Source organism: Tolypothrix sp. PCC 7712 (genome assembly GCF_025860405.1).
Lineage (GTDB): Bacteria > Cyanobacteriota > Cyanobacteriia > Cyanobacteriales > Nostocaceae > Aulosira > Aulosira diplosiphon.
On the sequence record NZ_CP063789.1, the window covers coordinates 53,809 to 68,816 of the forward strand.

The 15,008-nt window shown below is 38.5% G+C and carries 16 protein-coding genes; 9 read left to right on the plus strand and 7 right to left on the minus strand.

The genetic code is table 11. From position 1 onward, the window contains the following. Positions 1 to 23: 23 nt before the first annotated feature. Positions 24 to 731 carry a peptidoglycan-binding protein gene (locus tag HGR01_RS39550; RefSeq protein ID WP_052335426.1) on the plus strand — a complete coding sequence of 236 codons (708 nt, stop codon included), beginning with the start codon at positions 24 to 26 and terminating at the stop codon, positions 729 to 731. Positions 732 to 921: 190 nt separating this feature from the next. Here the strand turns inward: HGR01_RS39550 and HGR01_RS39555 are convergent, their stop codons facing one another. Then, positions 922 to 1,140 carry a hypothetical protein gene (locus HGR01_RS39555; protein ID WP_210403142.1) on the minus strand — a complete coding sequence of 73 codons (219 nt, stop codon included), beginning with the start codon at positions 1,138 to 1,140 and terminating at the stop codon, positions 922 to 924. Between the two features lie 252 nt (positions 1,141 to 1,392). Here HGR01_RS39555 and HGR01_RS39560 point away from each other — a divergent pair, with 252 nt between their 5' ends. After that, a complete protein-coding gene (locus HGR01_RS39560; RefSeq protein WP_045874259.1) occupies positions 1,393 to 2,010 on the plus strand; it encodes a Uma2 family endonuclease in 618 nt (205 codons plus the stop codon). A gap of 284 nt (positions 2,011 to 2,294) precedes the next feature. Next, positions 2,295 to 3,434, plus strand: coding sequence for an ISH3 family transposase (locus HGR01_RS39565; protein WP_228045834.1), 1,140 nt, complete (start codon positions 2,295 to 2,297; stop codon positions 3,432 to 3,434). 131 nt (positions 3,435 to 3,565) lie between these two features. On the opposite strand, the gene HGR01_RS39570 is transcribed toward HGR01_RS39565, so the two are convergent. From HGR01_RS39570 to HGR01_RS39595, 6 genes are all read right to left on the minus strand, one after another. Then, on the minus strand, positions 3,566 to 3,709 hold the full coding sequence (locus HGR01_RS39570; RefSeq protein WP_155539693.1) for a hypothetical protein: 144 nt from the start codon (positions 3,707 to 3,709) through the stop codon (positions 3,566 to 3,568). Between the two features lie 789 nt (positions 3,710 to 4,498). Next, the gene (locus HGR01_RS39575; RefSeq protein ID WP_045874258.1) at positions 4,499 to 4,792 is read right to left on the minus strand and encodes a hypothetical protein; all 294 of its coding nucleotides are present in this window, start codon (positions 4,790 to 4,792) and stop codon (positions 4,499 to 4,501) included. Between the two features lie 111 nt (positions 4,793 to 4,903). Continuing rightward, on the minus strand, positions 4,904 to 5,341 hold the full coding sequence (locus HGR01_RS39580) for a type II toxin-antitoxin system VapC family toxin (protein ID WP_045874257.1): 438 nt from the start codon (positions 5,339 to 5,341) through the stop codon (positions 4,904 to 4,906). Then, a complete protein-coding gene (locus HGR01_RS39585; protein WP_045874256.1) occupies positions 5,338 to 5,655 on the minus strand; it encodes a type II toxin-antitoxin system HicB family antitoxin in 318 nt (105 codons plus the stop codon). Before HGR01_RS39585 ends, HGR01_RS39580 begins: the two co-directional genes overlap by 4 nt. 108 nt (positions 5,656 to 5,763) lie before the next feature. Then, entirely contained in the window at positions 5,764 to 6,699 is a 936-nt protein-coding gene (locus HGR01_RS39590; RefSeq protein WP_045874255.1) for a ParB/RepB/Spo0J family partition protein, read from the minus strand. Continuing rightward, positions 6,696 to 7,454 carry a ParA family protein gene (locus HGR01_RS39595; protein ID WP_071989482.1) on the minus strand — a complete coding sequence of 253 codons (759 nt, stop codon included), beginning with the start codon at positions 7,452 to 7,454 and terminating at the stop codon, positions 6,696 to 6,698. The genes HGR01_RS39590 and HGR01_RS39595 overlap by 4 nt, the downstream gene beginning before the upstream one ends. A 963-nt stretch (positions 7,455 to 8,417) precedes the next feature. On the opposite strand from HGR01_RS39595, the gene HGR01_RS39600 reads away from it, so the two are divergent. The 6 genes from HGR01_RS39600 to HGR01_RS39625 are packed head-to-tail and all read left to right on the plus strand — an operon-like array spanning position 8,418 to position 15,004. After that, on the plus strand, positions 8,418 to 8,894 hold the full coding sequence (locus tag HGR01_RS39600) for a hypothetical protein (protein ID WP_045874254.1): 477 nt from the start codon (positions 8,418 to 8,420) through the stop codon (positions 8,892 to 8,894). Between the two features lie 47 nt (positions 8,895 to 8,941). Further along, positions 8,942 to 11,998 carry a helicase HerA domain-containing protein gene (locus HGR01_RS39605; RefSeq protein WP_096622404.1) on the plus strand — a complete coding sequence of 1,019 codons (3,057 nt, stop codon included), beginning with the start codon at positions 8,942 to 8,944 and terminating at the stop codon, positions 11,996 to 11,998. Then, positions 11,995 to 12,552, plus strand: coding sequence for a hypothetical protein (locus HGR01_RS39610; protein WP_045874252.1), 558 nt, complete (start codon positions 11,995 to 11,997; stop codon positions 12,550 to 12,552). Before HGR01_RS39605 ends, HGR01_RS39610 begins: the two co-directional genes overlap by 4 nt. Then, positions 12,494 to 13,252 (plus strand): hypothetical protein, encoded by a 759-nt coding sequence (locus tag HGR01_RS39615; protein WP_228045661.1) that lies wholly within the window; start codon positions 12,494 to 12,496, stop codon positions 13,250 to 13,252. The genes HGR01_RS39610 and HGR01_RS39615 overlap by 59 nt, the downstream gene beginning before the upstream one ends. Beyond that, positions 13,242 to 14,291, plus strand: a complete 1,050-nt coding sequence (locus tag HGR01_RS39620) for a type IV secretion system protein (RefSeq protein ID WP_045874250.1) — start codon at positions 13,242 to 13,244, stop codon at positions 14,289 to 14,291. Before HGR01_RS39615 ends, HGR01_RS39620 begins: the two co-directional genes overlap by 11 nt. Continuing rightward, the gene (locus tag HGR01_RS39625) at positions 14,288 to 15,004 is read left to right on the plus strand and encodes a hypothetical protein (RefSeq protein WP_045874249.1); all 717 of its coding nucleotides are present in this window, start codon (positions 14,288 to 14,290) and stop codon (positions 15,002 to 15,004) included. Before HGR01_RS39620 ends, HGR01_RS39625 begins: the two co-directional genes overlap by 4 nt. The last annotated feature ends 4 nt before the right edge of the window (positions 15,005 to 15,008 follow it).

Here is a 15,008-nt window from a genome sequence, read left to right on the forward strand (position 1 = left end):
TAGTCATCAAGGAAGCAAAAAACATGGCAACTAACTACACCAATGAAGCTATCCGTAATATCTTAATTGGTTTCGGATATTTAGCTCCTGATAGTAAGGTTCCTGGTAACAGTCCTCCCTGGAAGACAAATAACAACCCTTTGACAGATGAACCAACCGTCACAGCAATTAAAAAATTTCAGCAAGATTATCCACCCCTAAAAGCTGATGGCGATGCTGGCGAACAAACCAAGAAAGTCTTGTACGATACAATTGTCAGCCTTCAGAAAAATTTGAAACGTCACGGTTTCGCTACTGAAGCTCAAATACCTTCAGACAAACCGTTTTATGGGCCAGAAACTTATAAAGCGGTAGAGAGATTTGAGCAAAAACAGGGTTTGACGGTAAATGGTATTGCTGACAAGGAAGCACGCATACGTCTAAACCAAACAAGTTTACCAACGAATAACGTTAAGCTAATAGATGTGTGCATTCAATTCAAATCGAATCCGAAAAAGTCTAGTTATCTCGAAGCACTAAATTATTTAGAAAATCAGTTAAGTCCAGACATTTTAAAGAATTTTACCAACAAGTGGCGACAAACCAATGATGTCAATCCTGTAATAGTTAAGCTGACAGATGTGTGCAATTCTTATGAGGCAAAACCGCATCAAAATCAAGCACTCAATTACTTACAAGATCAGATATCTCCAGATGTATATAAGAAATTTACTGAACTTTGGAAGAAGTAGTAATTCCTGAAAGTGAAATTTGATATCAAAGAAAATTTTGCTTGAAGTCCTGCACTAGTTAACTTCCCACTCCGAGTGGCAGATCGTATCAGCTTGGCTACTTTTCCAAGAGAAGCAAGACAGACGACGAGCTTCGACCGCCTAAGATGCGCGGTCGAACCTACTGCGATCACTGCTTTTCATCCTTAATCTACGTGATCGCCTTGGCTTTTGTATATTCGATTGAGCCTTGTTCTAAGACGAAGAGAAGCTCTTTTGGTAGATTCAGCAAAGGTAGCCAATTTTTAACATAGGACTCCCAACTCATTTTGACCAAAGAAGCCAGAACCTGCTCTATAACAGTCATTTCCTTGGGCATAACGTTATGCCCAAATTTATCTGCCGCGTGCAGATTATAGTCGTGTGGCAAGGAATATTTGGTTGTATGACACGTTAAAATAGGGTTTCTCAGTCTCGTATTTTATTCATGAATCGGTGTTCTAGAACATCGAAGCAAAACACAATTGGCATCCAAGTACTATGGTTAGTTTCGTGAAAGTTAGCAGCGCTCCTGAGAGAATTAACGGTAAAAGTAAGAACAAGCATTAACCTGTACTGGGGTGCCAAACTAATTAGTCCTGACACTGGCAATGGTAAAGTCAAAACAAGCGGAGGTTTTGATATGGCTCAAGCTTTACCTAAACTATTGACTTTTGAAGAATTTATTGAATGGTTGCCGGAAAACACTGGAAAACGGTACGAATTACACGATGGGATAATTGTAGAAATGTCTCAACCGAGTGGAAAGCATGAAAAAGTTACGGGATTTTTAGCCGGAGAAATTACCGTTGAATATAAGCGTTTGAAACTGCCATACTTTATCCCCAAAACAGCTTTAGTAAAACCACCGAGAAAATCATCGGGTTACTTGCCAGATATCGTATTAATCAACGATGCTAATTTGCAAAATGAGGAATTGTGGGAAAAAGAATCTACTGTGACTCAAAGTGAATCAATTCCTTTGATCGTTGAGGTTGTTAGTACCAACTGGGAAGATGATTACTACACCAAATTAGGGAATTACGAAGCAATGAAGATTCCTGAATATTGGATCGTTGATTATGCAGCCTTAGGAGCCAGAAAGTTTATTGGGAACCCCAAACAACCAACCATTTCTATTTATCATCTAGTTGATGAAGAATATCAAGTTGCTCAATTTAGGAATTCGGAACGTATTATATCCCCTACTTTTCCAAATTTAAACCTGACTGCTAATCAGATTTTTAATGGTGCTTTGTAGGGTCGCAAAGAATATGGAAACCATAATTGCAAAGGTCAGTAGACCTAAAAGTTCTGCGATCGCGCACAGAGCATACCTATAAAACTGACTGTTGTCAAAAAAACCGTATTATTAGATACATTTTTTAGAAAACTCCTTGAGCAGCCATAAATAAGTAAAACTCATTAATCACCGAAAAAGTTAAGGGTAACGCGCCCACCAAAACATAGTTCTGGATCTGTAGTATGCAATTTTTGTAAAGTATGGAGGTAAAGAAGCAAAATTGAGGATTATTTAGTTTGGCTATGAGTTCAAGAGAGCCAGTTTTAACTGATAGTAAAACCTTAAATGAAGTAGTTAACTGTTTAACAGAACATATTCCAATTCCTACTCAAGGTAAATGTGAACAACAAAATATCTTTGAAATTTTAATTCGAGCAGCCACCCAAAGGGATAGTATTGAAAACACAACCAAAGTCTTAAAAAATGTTCCGACAAGCAACGATATTCGTTACCATTTAGATAAATATTCAGATTTAAAATCTCTAGAATTAGACTTAAATACAGCACTACAAAGCCGTTTACCAGAAGGAATTCGACAGGGGAAGCAAAAAATAGCTATTGATTTTAACTTAATTCCTTATTATGGTGAACCATCACCATCGGAAGCCCCATATATTTATAGAAGTCAAGCTAAAAGTGGCACTTGTTCTTTTTATGCTTACGCTACTGTCTATGTAATTAAGAAAAATAAACGAGTCACCTTAGCTATTAAAGCTATTCAACAACAAAATACTAAGGCAGCGATTATCACTTATCTTTTAGCACTGATTGAACCTTTGAATCTGAAAATAGAACGATTATATTTAGACAGAGAATTCTTCTGTGTACCTGTAATTAGATGGTTACAAGCTTTGGATATCCCATTTGAAATGCCAGTTATTGTTCGAGGCAAACATGGCGGAACTAGACAATTAATTAGAGGGCGGCGTAGTTATAAGACTAGTTATACTTTAAACAGCGATAAATATGGCTCAGTTACTTTTAATGTGTGGATAGTTTGTACATATAAAAATGGTAAAAGACGAGCGCATGGGCGGGAGTTTTTTATTTACGCTGTTTATAAAGTTAAGCTGTCATTACATTCAATACATGATGACTATCGTCTTCGTTTCGGAATTGAAAGTAGCTATCGGATGAAAAATCAATGCCGCATTAAAACAACTATCAAAAATCCAACAATTAGACTTCTGTTTGTAGCTTTGGCGTTTTTAATTATTAACGTTTGGATTTATCTAGTATGGCATTATCTTAGCCGTTTAAAAAGAAGTACTAGACAAGTTTTTTCTCATCTATTTACCCTCAAACAGATGCTTGAATTTTTACGTCAAGCTGTAGACCGCAACTATGGGGTAAAGAGCGAAGTGTGTTTACCATCTGGCTGAATCTTGGTTGATTTTTGGATGCTAATTTATAAAGTAATCTTATCATTGAGCTAAACTCTCAGCTTTTGTATATTTCCCTCAAAAAATGTATCGTAAGCTACCATTTTTTAGCGATCGCAAAACTTTTAGGTCTACTGAAGGTAGCCGATTTTCAAATAGGATTCCCAAGTCATTTTCCCCAAAGAAGCCAGAACCTGCTCTACAACAGTCATTTCCTTGGGCATAACGTTATGCCCAGATTTATCTGCGGCGTGCAGATTATAGTGCTGTAACATGGAATATTTGGTTGTATGACACCTCTAATAACAAAGATACTGCTTCTGTCATCAAAGTTATTCTTTACACAAATAACAGCATGAAATAGGATCAAAAACTAACTACAAAATTTCTACAACAGCTTCTCAAGTTTCTCTAACAACGCTTCAAACTCTTGCTGTTTTTCCGGATCATTCCAGGATTTAACTTTCTTCGCCTTAGTATAAATTTCTTTCAGTCTCTGCGGATATGTAGCTTTCTTATCCGTTCTACCTTCATCCCCTTGTACTTCTGCGGCTTTCAGTTTGGCAATTTTTTCTTGGATTTGAGTGTGATTTGAACTAAAAATTGAGATTTTAACCCATGATATGCTTCAGAAATGAGTATCCAGTTTTTAGTTCACTTTTAGTATTCGAGTTTTTGTACTAATAATGATTATCGTGTAGCCGATAAAAAGACTGATAAAAGCGAAGTTTGTATCAATCCTTCGACTTGATTATCATTATTATTCAGCTACGGTTTAAGGTTAGCGATCGCGCAACAACAGAGCGATCGCTTGTTCAATGAAATATTTGATTTGTACTCAGATATCTATTAAAACAAACGTTTTGAACCATATCATGGGTATTTGAACCATATTTTGAATTGAAAGTTTAAGTTAGAACAATTTTTTCAGGGATTTTTTGTGCAAGTTTTGTCTAATTATGTTTTTTCAACTCATTCTCTAGTTATGATTCAGAATTTAAACTCTCACTCATAATTTGATTCAAAGTTTTAATTTGTGATTAGCGCGAAAGCCTGAATTTTCGTTAACTCTTTTCTAGTTTATGGTTCAAAATTTTTCTCATATTTTGATTCAAAGCATATTGAGTCAGAGATAAATTTTGAGCGATGGCAGCCTTCAGTAGAGACTTGCGCTGCTTTTCATTCTTCATCCGCGCGATCGCTCTAGCTTTTGTATATTCAATTGAGCCTTGTTCTAAGGCGAAGAGAAGCTCTTTTGGTAGATTCAGCAAAGGTAGCCGATTTTTCACATAGGATTCCCAAGTCATTTTCCCCAAAGAAGCTAGAACCTGCTCTACGACAGTCATTTCCTTGGGCATAACGTTATGCCCAGTTATCTACGGTGTGCAGATTATAGTGCTTTAAAATAGGGTTTCTCAGTCTCGTATCTTATTCATGAATCGGTGTTACCTGATATGTCCTTACTGACCTCAACCATCCTGCTGCGACCAATCTTCAATATTTAATCCTGATACTTGAGAAAAATCTCGATAGTTTCGCGTCACCATAACTGCATTATTCGCCAAGGCAATTGCAGCAATTCGCATATCCTTCTGTAATCGCTGTTTCGATAATGTTGGATTTTCTCTTAGCAATCGCTGAAACGTTTTCCCTGCTTTCTCATCAAAGTCCAGTACCCTTACCCTTCCGAATAGAGCAACTGTCCGGCTCAACTTTCCATACAACCTCACAACATCTTCAACTTCTCGCGCATCATTTATTCGCACTACCCAACCATTAAACAATTCCTGAACCGTCACAATGGAAATCGCAACCTCCGCCCCCTGGTAAGCTACCTTGCGGCTCACCTGCGGATGACGGTCTAATAACAAAGATACATGATCCGTATCTAACAACCAAAGACTCATGCAGCGCCACTTATATCTAACTCACGTTCCGTCCGCAGTTCTGCCGCCAGATCCGCAAACTCTTTATCTCCTTCAAACATCCCAATAAATTCTGTCCAGGGATTATTTGCAACTTCCAGCGTCAAAACCTCAATATTCGCCAGCCTCACCCTAACCTTCTCCTGTACAGCCGCGATCGCCGCCTCACGGGTTTCAGCTTCGGCAACACAATCTGCCAACTCCGGCACTGATGCTCTAAAATAGCCTGACTCAACTCGTTCAACCAGAACGTGAAGAGACATATTATTTAAATTTGTGACGGCTTGAAGATTCATAGGCTAAGATATCTGTTTACCTTTTCCCATAATAATGCTTCTGTCATCTTTGTTATTCTTTAGGCGAACAACAGCATGAAATAAGACCGAAAACTAACTACAAAATTTCTACAACAGCTTCTCAAGTTTCTCTAACAACGCTTCAAACTCCTGCTGTTTTTCCGGATCATCCCAGGATTTAACTTTCTTCGCCTTAGTATAAATTTCTTTCAGTCTCTGCGGATATGTAGCTTTCTTATCCGTTCTACCTTCATCCCCTTGTACTTCTGCGGCTTTCAGTTTGGCAATTTTTTCTTGGATTTGAGTCAGAGATAAATCTTGAGCTATGGCAGCCTTCAGTAGAGACTTGCGCTGCTTTTCATTCTTCATCCGCGCGATCACCTTGGCTTTTGTGTATTCGATTGAGCCTTGTTCTAAAGCTTGCAAAAGCTCTTTTGGTAGATTCAGTAAAGGTAGGCGATTTTTCACATAGGATTCCCAAGTCATTTTCCCCAAAGAAGCTAGAACCTGCTCTACAACAGTTATTTCCTTGGGCATAACGTTATGCCCAGATTTATCTGCGGCGTGCTTCATTTGCGTCAGCAATGATTTTACCTGCTCTGGAGTTATATCTAGTTCCACTGCTAGAAGGTTCAATATGCCCTGTGTTTCTTCCACAGGATTTAAGTCTTCGCGTTGAAGGTTTTCAATCAGAGCAATTTGAATAGCTTCCTTATCATTCAACTCCCGAACGACAACAGGAACTTCCAGAAGCTTTAGGTCTTTCGCTGCTCGATAGCGTCTCTCTCCAGCAACTAACTCGTAAATATTACCTTCTACAGGACGGACAATTAATGGTTCAAGAATGCCATATTGTTCAATAGAAGCTTTAAGTTTTTCCAGCTTTTGGATATCAAAGTAACGCCGTGGTTGGCTTTTAGGCAGAATGATATTTGCTAACGGTAGCAAATTAATATCTTCAGACTTTTGTTCAGTATGACTGACAAAAGCATTAAGAACTCCACCAAACTGAAACTCTTCAGGCGTTTTCTTTCTAGCTATCATGAGATTTTATCCAATTTCTTTGCAATTTCTTGTAGCAACTCTATTGCAGGGTGTTTTGGGTTATAGAGAGCTAAAGGTTTACGGCTTTGGGAAGCATTGGCAAAGTCAGTGCCTCTAGGAATCGCTGGCAGTACCGCGCCAATTTTTGATAACTGTTCATTGATGGCTTTCAAACTCTGTTCTCCTTGAGATGTCCGTCCATCATACATAGTCGGCACAATACCAGCAATTTTTAATTTTTTATTTGCTAAGTTGAGAACCTCAAGAATAGTGCTTAACAGCAGTTGGGTGCCTTTGAGTGCTTTAAATTCTGTTTGGATAGGAATTAAGACGTGTGTTGCCGCAACCAAGCTCATGATGCTCAAAATTCCCAAACTAGGCGGGCAATCCAGCAAAATTAAATCATATTGGTCTTGTACGTTTTCCAATACCTGTTTAAGGCGAAGTTCCCGCATGATCGCTCCTGCCAGTTCCATTTCAGCTTTGCTGAGAATTATATTGGAAGGGGCTAAATCCATACCGTAAATATCATGGATAATCGTTAGTTCTTCCTGTTGAACCAGTGCGTGATAAAGAGTTTTATCAAGCTCCACAGGTTCCAATCCCATAAAGGTTGTCAGGGAACTCTGCGGATCAACGTCAACAAGCAAGACTTTTCGACCACGTTCCACAAGATGATAACCAATATTCATCGTCAAAGTGGTTTTGGCGACACCCCCTGATTGGTTAAAGAAAGCAATGGTTAAAGCTGTCACTTTTTATCTACCTTGAATGGATTATAGATTTTTGTTATCTCAGACTATTATCATTTCACTGCGTTTGCACGAATTGTAACCAGATAAAAATAAAGTATTTCAGCCAGAAATGCCAGTAGTCTGAGCAACAAGTAATACCAATGCGTAAGAGCCGCTGATGCTGAGGAAGTTCTGATGCAGGACTAAAAAACTGCCGAAACTAGTACTGAACTATGTCAATCACGTAAAGCAGAATTTTTCCGTCGCTACAAAGTTGGAATTAGATCATTGTTAGCTGAGAAAGATTATGACAGCTTGTATCTCCAACTACGGATGTACTATTTGACGCTGGGGCAGAAGTCTCTTACAACTCATGCTAGCAAATCTGCAACAGCGCAAATTGACAAGTATGTTTCCAGGAATTGCCTTTTCTAACCATAATTGCTGATTCTATCAGCAGTGCGATGCCTTCTCTGCGAGAGGCTTGTCTACGACACGCTCCGCGAATGCCAAGGGCGGGCGCAGCTATTGTAAACTTTTTATCAAGAAAGTTATCATAAATACGTACTTGTCTACAAATAAAAATAAAGCATTGAAAAGTGCATAAGAATATTATTTAGTCAACTATTTCTAGGAATGAAATTTTGGCTAATGGTGATAACAAATATATATAAAGTTGAAATAATTTTACAAAAATTGTTCCGCTCTAGTAACTTGGACTAAAGTTTTTTTATTGTTCCTTTGCAAAATAATTAAGCTTGTTGCTCAATCAAGTTGATTTCTAATAGTTGAATTTCGTAGAAGCAAGGAACAGTCAGGGCAAAGGCATCTAAATGGCTCTTGATAATTATCAAGATTAAGAACCCAAGCTCATAATCAGTATTCATCAAATCTTAGAGGGAAAAACCCTCACAATAGCCTCTAATGAAAGGCATCAGCCTTCAAACGACAGTTAGACAACTTTACTAATCTTTGGCATTCATTATGCAAAGAAAAATATTCGCTGTGGCTTTAGCTTTGCTTAAAGCATCTATGCAAGTAGATAGTAAAGCAAGAATTAATCTTGCCACAAAAAACTTACTTGATAGATTATTTCCAGTACGCTGGCAATTAGTTTCAGTAGCAACCACGCTCTCTATTGCCTTGCAATCAAGAGCAGCTAGAGCAGATTCAATATTTTCTAATGCCCAAAAAGCAATGGAATGCATAATTACTAATGCGTCAGCAGGTGGAGCGATTAGTAATGCAGTTCTGACTAGTCTGCCAATGATTTTATTTACCGCCTTGACAATAGTTTTATTTGGTTACTTCTGCTTCTCTGTATATCAAGGAGTTGCGGCTTATGGGCGCGGTGAAGAAGTGAGCAATGTCATTCAGCAGCCAATTTTCACTTTTATATCTGTGATATTGATTGTAGTATTTCAATCTCTGCTTTTTGGTAATAACGCAGCTTGTAGTTAATTCTGGCTTTGCTTTCAGACACCCTATGCTATGGCTCTAAAAATCTGATGAAACAAGAGATGATCAAAGTCAATCAGAGCTTAGGTGAAAGTCCAAAATTTGGCCCGTTTACAGGTAGACAATTTGTAATTTTTGCAGGTGTATTCTGTGTAGTTTTTGGACTTTTGAGCCTACTTTTAGGATTAGATATTTTCTGGGGCTTAGGTTTGGCATTTTGGGCAAGTTTCTCAATCGCCCTACTTTCAGGAGATAAACCATATCTTTATTGGTCTAAGATTTACCCAATTATTCCCAGATGGACAAGAGGATATGCCACTTACACTCAAGCACAGCACAAGAAAAAAGTTGGAACCAGAAAAGTCAAATTGGCTCGCTCATCTCAACCAAAAACTCTCAACCCATTTGAAGATTGGTTGGATTTAACGACAATAGTCAGACTCAAAAAAGATTCCTACATTATTGGAGCCTATCTACTCAGTAAAAAGCACTTAACTGAAAGTAGTAATACTCTGCAATTAATCTTTGGTTATTCTTGCACAGGAATTCATCCTTTATTCAACTCTGCACAAGAGATAGAAGCAATTGCCAAGGCTTTTGAAAGTGGCTGTAAAGAAGTCCCACAAAGAGAAAAAATCACGTTTAGATGGAGTTCTTTCTGTGATGATAGCGATAGTGCAGAATATTTGATGCAACGCTTAAATCATCCAGCTTCTCCAGAGTGCGAATTCTTAGACTGGGGAAGACTTGCCCGCACACAAAAGCTCACTAAAGAAAAAGCCCGTAAGAATATCAAACTCAATATTTACTGGTCATTTACTATAGCTTCTGAAGCTTTAGAAACCTCAGACCCAGTAGATAAGTTTTTGGTGAAATTGGCTAACTTCTTACAACGCAGATTTACAGATTCTGGCGTTAATCAATTAACCATGAAAAGATTAACGCAAATATTAACGAAAGCTCTAGAAGCCTCATTAAGATACCAGCAGATTCTTGCAGAGATGGGGTTAAATCCTCAGCCGAAAACAGATAAAGATTTATGGCAAGAACTTTGTAAAAATATTGGAGCTAAAGAAGTCACTATTCCGCACACTTTGGTATTTGATGAGCAAGGTGTGAGAGAAGAAATTGATGAAAAGGCTTGTTTTGATAAACCAATCGAAATTATCAATCAGCCTCATCTGACTTCTATCATCCTCAACAATGGTGTACCTTTCGCAGATAAGCGCTGGATTTGCTTACCAAACGGTGATGAGAAGAAGTATGTCGGGGTAATGGTATTGAGCCGCAAACCAGAAATCTTTGCTGACACCAAACATCAAATTCGTTTTCTGTGGGATTTATTTTCGCGTCACAACATTTTTGATGTGGAAATTATCACGGAATTCTCTCCGGCTGACCGAGGAATTACCCGTGCTGCCCAGCAGATGATTACTAAACGCTCCAGGGCGTTAGATTTAAATGTGCAGCAGAAAAAATCAATTGATGTTTCTGCCCAAATTAATGTTGAGCGTTCGGTGGAAGCACAACGACAACTTTACACAGGAGATGTGCCACTCAATTTAAGCCTGGTGGTGCTGGTTTATCGAGATACAGCAGAGGAAATAGATGATGCTTGCAGACTGATTTCTGGTTATATTTCTCAACCTACAGAGCTAACCCGTGAATTTGAATATGCTTGGTTAATCTGGTTGCAGACTTTGTTAATCAGGCTGGAACCAATTTTGATGCGCCCGTACAATCGGCGGCAAACTTTTTTTGCTAGTGAAATTCTGGGACTGACCAATATAGTGCAAAATAGTCCCGCAGATATGCAAGGGTTTGAGTTGATTGCAGATGAAGGAGATTCACCTGTAAAAATTGACCTCTCAAAAACTAAAAATATTTTGATTCTGGGTACAACTGGCTCAGGTAAGTCGGTTTTAGTCTCATCCATCATTGCCGAGTGCCAAGCTCAGGATATGAGCGTTTTGATGATTGACTTGCCTAATGATGATGGCACAGGTACGTTTGGCGATTACACGCCTTATCACAACGGCTTTTACTTTGATATCTCCAAGGAGTCCAATAATTTAGTGCAACCTTTGGACTTATCAAAAATCCCTGTAGAGCAAAGGGAAGAACGAGCTAAGGCGCACAGGAATGATGTGAACTTGATTGTTCTGCAATTAGTTTTGGGTTCGCAGACTTTTGATGGCTTCTTGTCGCAAACAATTGAGTCTTTAATTCCCCTGGGGACAAAGGCTTTTTACGATGATCATGATATTCAAAGACGCTTTGCACTTGCTAAGTCAGGGGGATTGGGTTCTGCAGCTTGGGAGAATACCCCGACTTTAGCAGATATGGAACATTTCTTTGACAAGCAGCATATTAGCCTGGGATATGAGGATGAGAATGTTGAGCGATCGCTTAATTATATCCGGCTGCGCTTTCAATATTGGAAAAATAGCAGTATCGGCAATGCCATCTGCCGTCCTTCAACTTTTGACACTGATGCCAAGTTGATTACTTTTGCACTGACGAACTTGCAATCAAGTAAAGATGCAGAGGTTTTCGGGATGTCTGCATATATCGCCGCTTCTCGCCAATCGCTCTCAGCACCGAATAGCGCGTTCTTCATGGATGAAAGCAGTGTGTTGTTACGGTTCGCTGCTTTATCGCGGTTGGTAGGTCGTAAATGTGCTACAGCGCGAAAGTCTGGTTGTCGAGTCATGCTGGCTGGGCAAGATATTCTTTCGATTGCTAATTCAGAAGCTGGTGAGCAGATTTTACAAAATATGCCCTGTCGTTTGATTGGGCGGATAGTGCCTGGGGCAGCCAAGAGTTTTTCTGAGCATTTGGGAATTCCTCAAGACATTATTGAGAAAAATGAAAGCTTTCGCCCCAATATCAAGCAGTTATATACGCTCTGGCTGTTGGACTACAACAACAAATATATTCGCTGTCGATATTATCCTTCTTACTCAATGTTGGCGTTGGTTGCAAATAGTCGGGAGGAGCAAGCAGCTCGTGACAGATTTAAAGCTATGTATGCAGATAAATTTCTATGGGTTGCGGAGTTTTCTAAGTATTACGTGGATTGCATTAAACAGGGTAAGCCTCTATGAAAAAGTTAGAATTTGTTACTAAATTAGCACAATATAAAGTCTTGCTAGGCATTTTAGGAGTGTTAGCGGCATGGGCATCTTTTGAAGTTTGGAAGTGGAATCAGGCACAGCATGAGAAATATATTGCTCAGAAAGAAGAAGCTTGTCAGCAAGCTATAGAAACAGCTAGTAATGATGTTCAAAGTGACCGATTTCTCAAATCTGTTTATTATGCAGGTTTAATGAATAAAAAATCTAGATTTCAATTAAAACAACCAGGTATAAATACTGAATTTCAAGCGAATAAAGATTATATTTTAATGCATTCTCAGCCAGTATCTCTAATACCTGAATCCCCGCGATATGAGGGAAGTTTATTTGCAAGGCTCTCTAAAAAAACCGATAACAAACCTCCTGCACCATTGATAGTAACTGGTAAGAAATTAGTGGGACAACAAGCAGAAGTAATATCTGCTTGCTCGCCTAAATCTTTTACAGTCTCAAGAGAGAACTTATATGAAATCACTCAACCAATTGACGTTACCCCTTATCTGCCGCCGTTTAGCAGTTTTTAGCAGCTTCATAATTCTATTTTTCCTATTTTCAGCTTTACCAGCTAGGGCTGGAGCATCTTTTCTTAATCAACTCCAACAGGTTCTTGTGAGCCTAAAAACTTCCATTGAGCAGTACAAACAAGAATTCAGCCAGCAGTGGCAAGAATTAAATGCAGATTTAAACGATGCTATCAGTTCTACAGTGGGAGATTTAGGAATACCTGACCCTTTAAAAGCTGGTAAAAAAATTAAGGTTGTTATTCAAGAACAAGAGACAGATTTAGTGCAAACTGATTCGCAAACCCAAGGTGATAATGCTCAAAGAAACTGGCATCAATCTTACATTTATGGACTGTCTGAGTCGGTTTTGGGTAGAGAAGGACAGAAAACTCAAGCCCAAGAGGGTGAAATGTCTAATCAGGCTTTGGCAACTTCATCTAATAACACAGATGAGGTTCAAAATGATGTGATTACTCAGGACATTCTCAAAAAAATGGCAGTGCAGAATTTGCAAACCACAATTATTACTAAATCGATTCATAGCGAATCCCAAAAACAAACTAGAGCTTTATCAGCCGCAAACATTAATCTGAGTGATATTTCCAGTAGGTTAGATGAACAAGCAAGACAAGAACAAGCTAATAGTAATTCCAGTGCTAAACAAATTATAGGTGCGGCGGCTTTTGCTGATAGTTTCTGGGGTAAGCAAGATGCTAAATAATCTGACGTTCTGGTACTTACTAGATGTAACTGGACATACTAATGCTGAAGATATCGTTGATGGTGCTATTAATGGCTCACGATTAGTTGTATCTTCATTTACTCAAGATTGGCAAGATTTAGCTAATGGACAGAGTGAAATATATAAAGCAGTAGTCACTATCTCTGCCTTATGTGGTGTTGTATTTGTTTCTTTTTGGTCAGTAGGTTGGTATTCACGCATGATGCAAGAAGGATGGAGCCATGATGTTTTAAATGAGATGGTATATCCATTATTGGTGTGTTTGATGTTGACAATCAATAATGGTCAATTACTTGCTAGTACTTCTTTAATGTTTCGGAATACAGCTATTAATTTAAATGATAAGGTGCTAAGTATTACGCGCAACGGTATTAGTTTAAGAGATGCAATTCGCACTACCAATATGAATCAGGCATTTGCGCTTTCAGCCCAAGCACAAATGCAAGAGTGTGAAAAAAAGCCTACCAGTGCCAAGGATAATCAAGGAAACCCGATAAATCCGCGAGAGATTTGTCAAAAAGAGAAGGCGGCTCAGGTGACAAAGCAAGCTCAAGACTATCGAGATAAATATGGATTACCTGCTTATTCAAATAGCTGGAATCCATTAGATATTGCTGGTCAAACTATCAATTCAATGGTGCAAGCTTTATCATGGATTATCTTTAGTGGATTACAAGCAGCGTTTCAGTATGTTGTGCAAGTAGCATTTTTATTGAATGCTTACATTGCGCCTATCTTTTTGGTGCTTTCGCTTTTTCCTTTTGGTACTAAACCTATCTATGCTTGGTTTGCAGGCTGGTTGGCACTTACTTTAGTACTGATATCATATTCAATTATTTGTGGAATTGCTGCTAGCTCAATTGTAAATGCAGATAGTAACAATCCTTTGTTTTTACAGTTGATAGAAGCGATTTTATCTCCGATTTTAGCAATAGCAATAGGTGCTGGTGGAGGGATGGCAGTTTTCTCTGCTTTCTCTAGTAGTGGTAGGTTAATCTCTGGGAGGATATTCAGATGAAATTACTGGATAAGAAAGAGATTAATTTTACTCCTTTGGTATCTATAGGACAAACTGTTATTTTAATATTTTTATTTTTAATTACTCTCGCTAATTCCAGTAGATTGGGTAAGATTTCTAATAGCAAGCCAACTTTAGTTGAACTTCAAGATGGAACTTCTATTAGGGCAGTTGCGATGGGAGAAAAAGACCGCACTGACCAAGCTATTATGGATTTTGTGGGGCGGACTATGATGAATTTGATGAGTTGGAATGCTCTACCCAAATCATCTGACGAAAATCTCGACCCCAGGAATTTAAAAATTGACCCTGGTATCCAGATATCTGATAAAAAAGTTACTACAAATACCTGGAATGCTGGATTTGCATTATCAGAAGATTTTCGGGCTAGTTTTTTACGAGAAATAGCAGCTTTAACGCCATCTGATGTATTTAATGGTGAGACACAATCAGCCTTAGTAGTGCGTTATCTTGCGCCGCCAGAAAAATTATCTCCTGGTCAATGGCGCATAGATATGGTTGCTAATTTAGTGGTTTTTAAAGGTAAAGACCAGTCAGGTAAAGGAATTTCTTTTAATAAAACTATTTTTGTCAGAGCGGTAGATACTCCACCTTTACCGAATAATCCTTCAAAACAACAGTTAGCAGCTTATAACGCCAGAATTGCAGGAATGGAAATTTATCGCATCCAAGATGTAGATTTGGGCAGGTGATGTT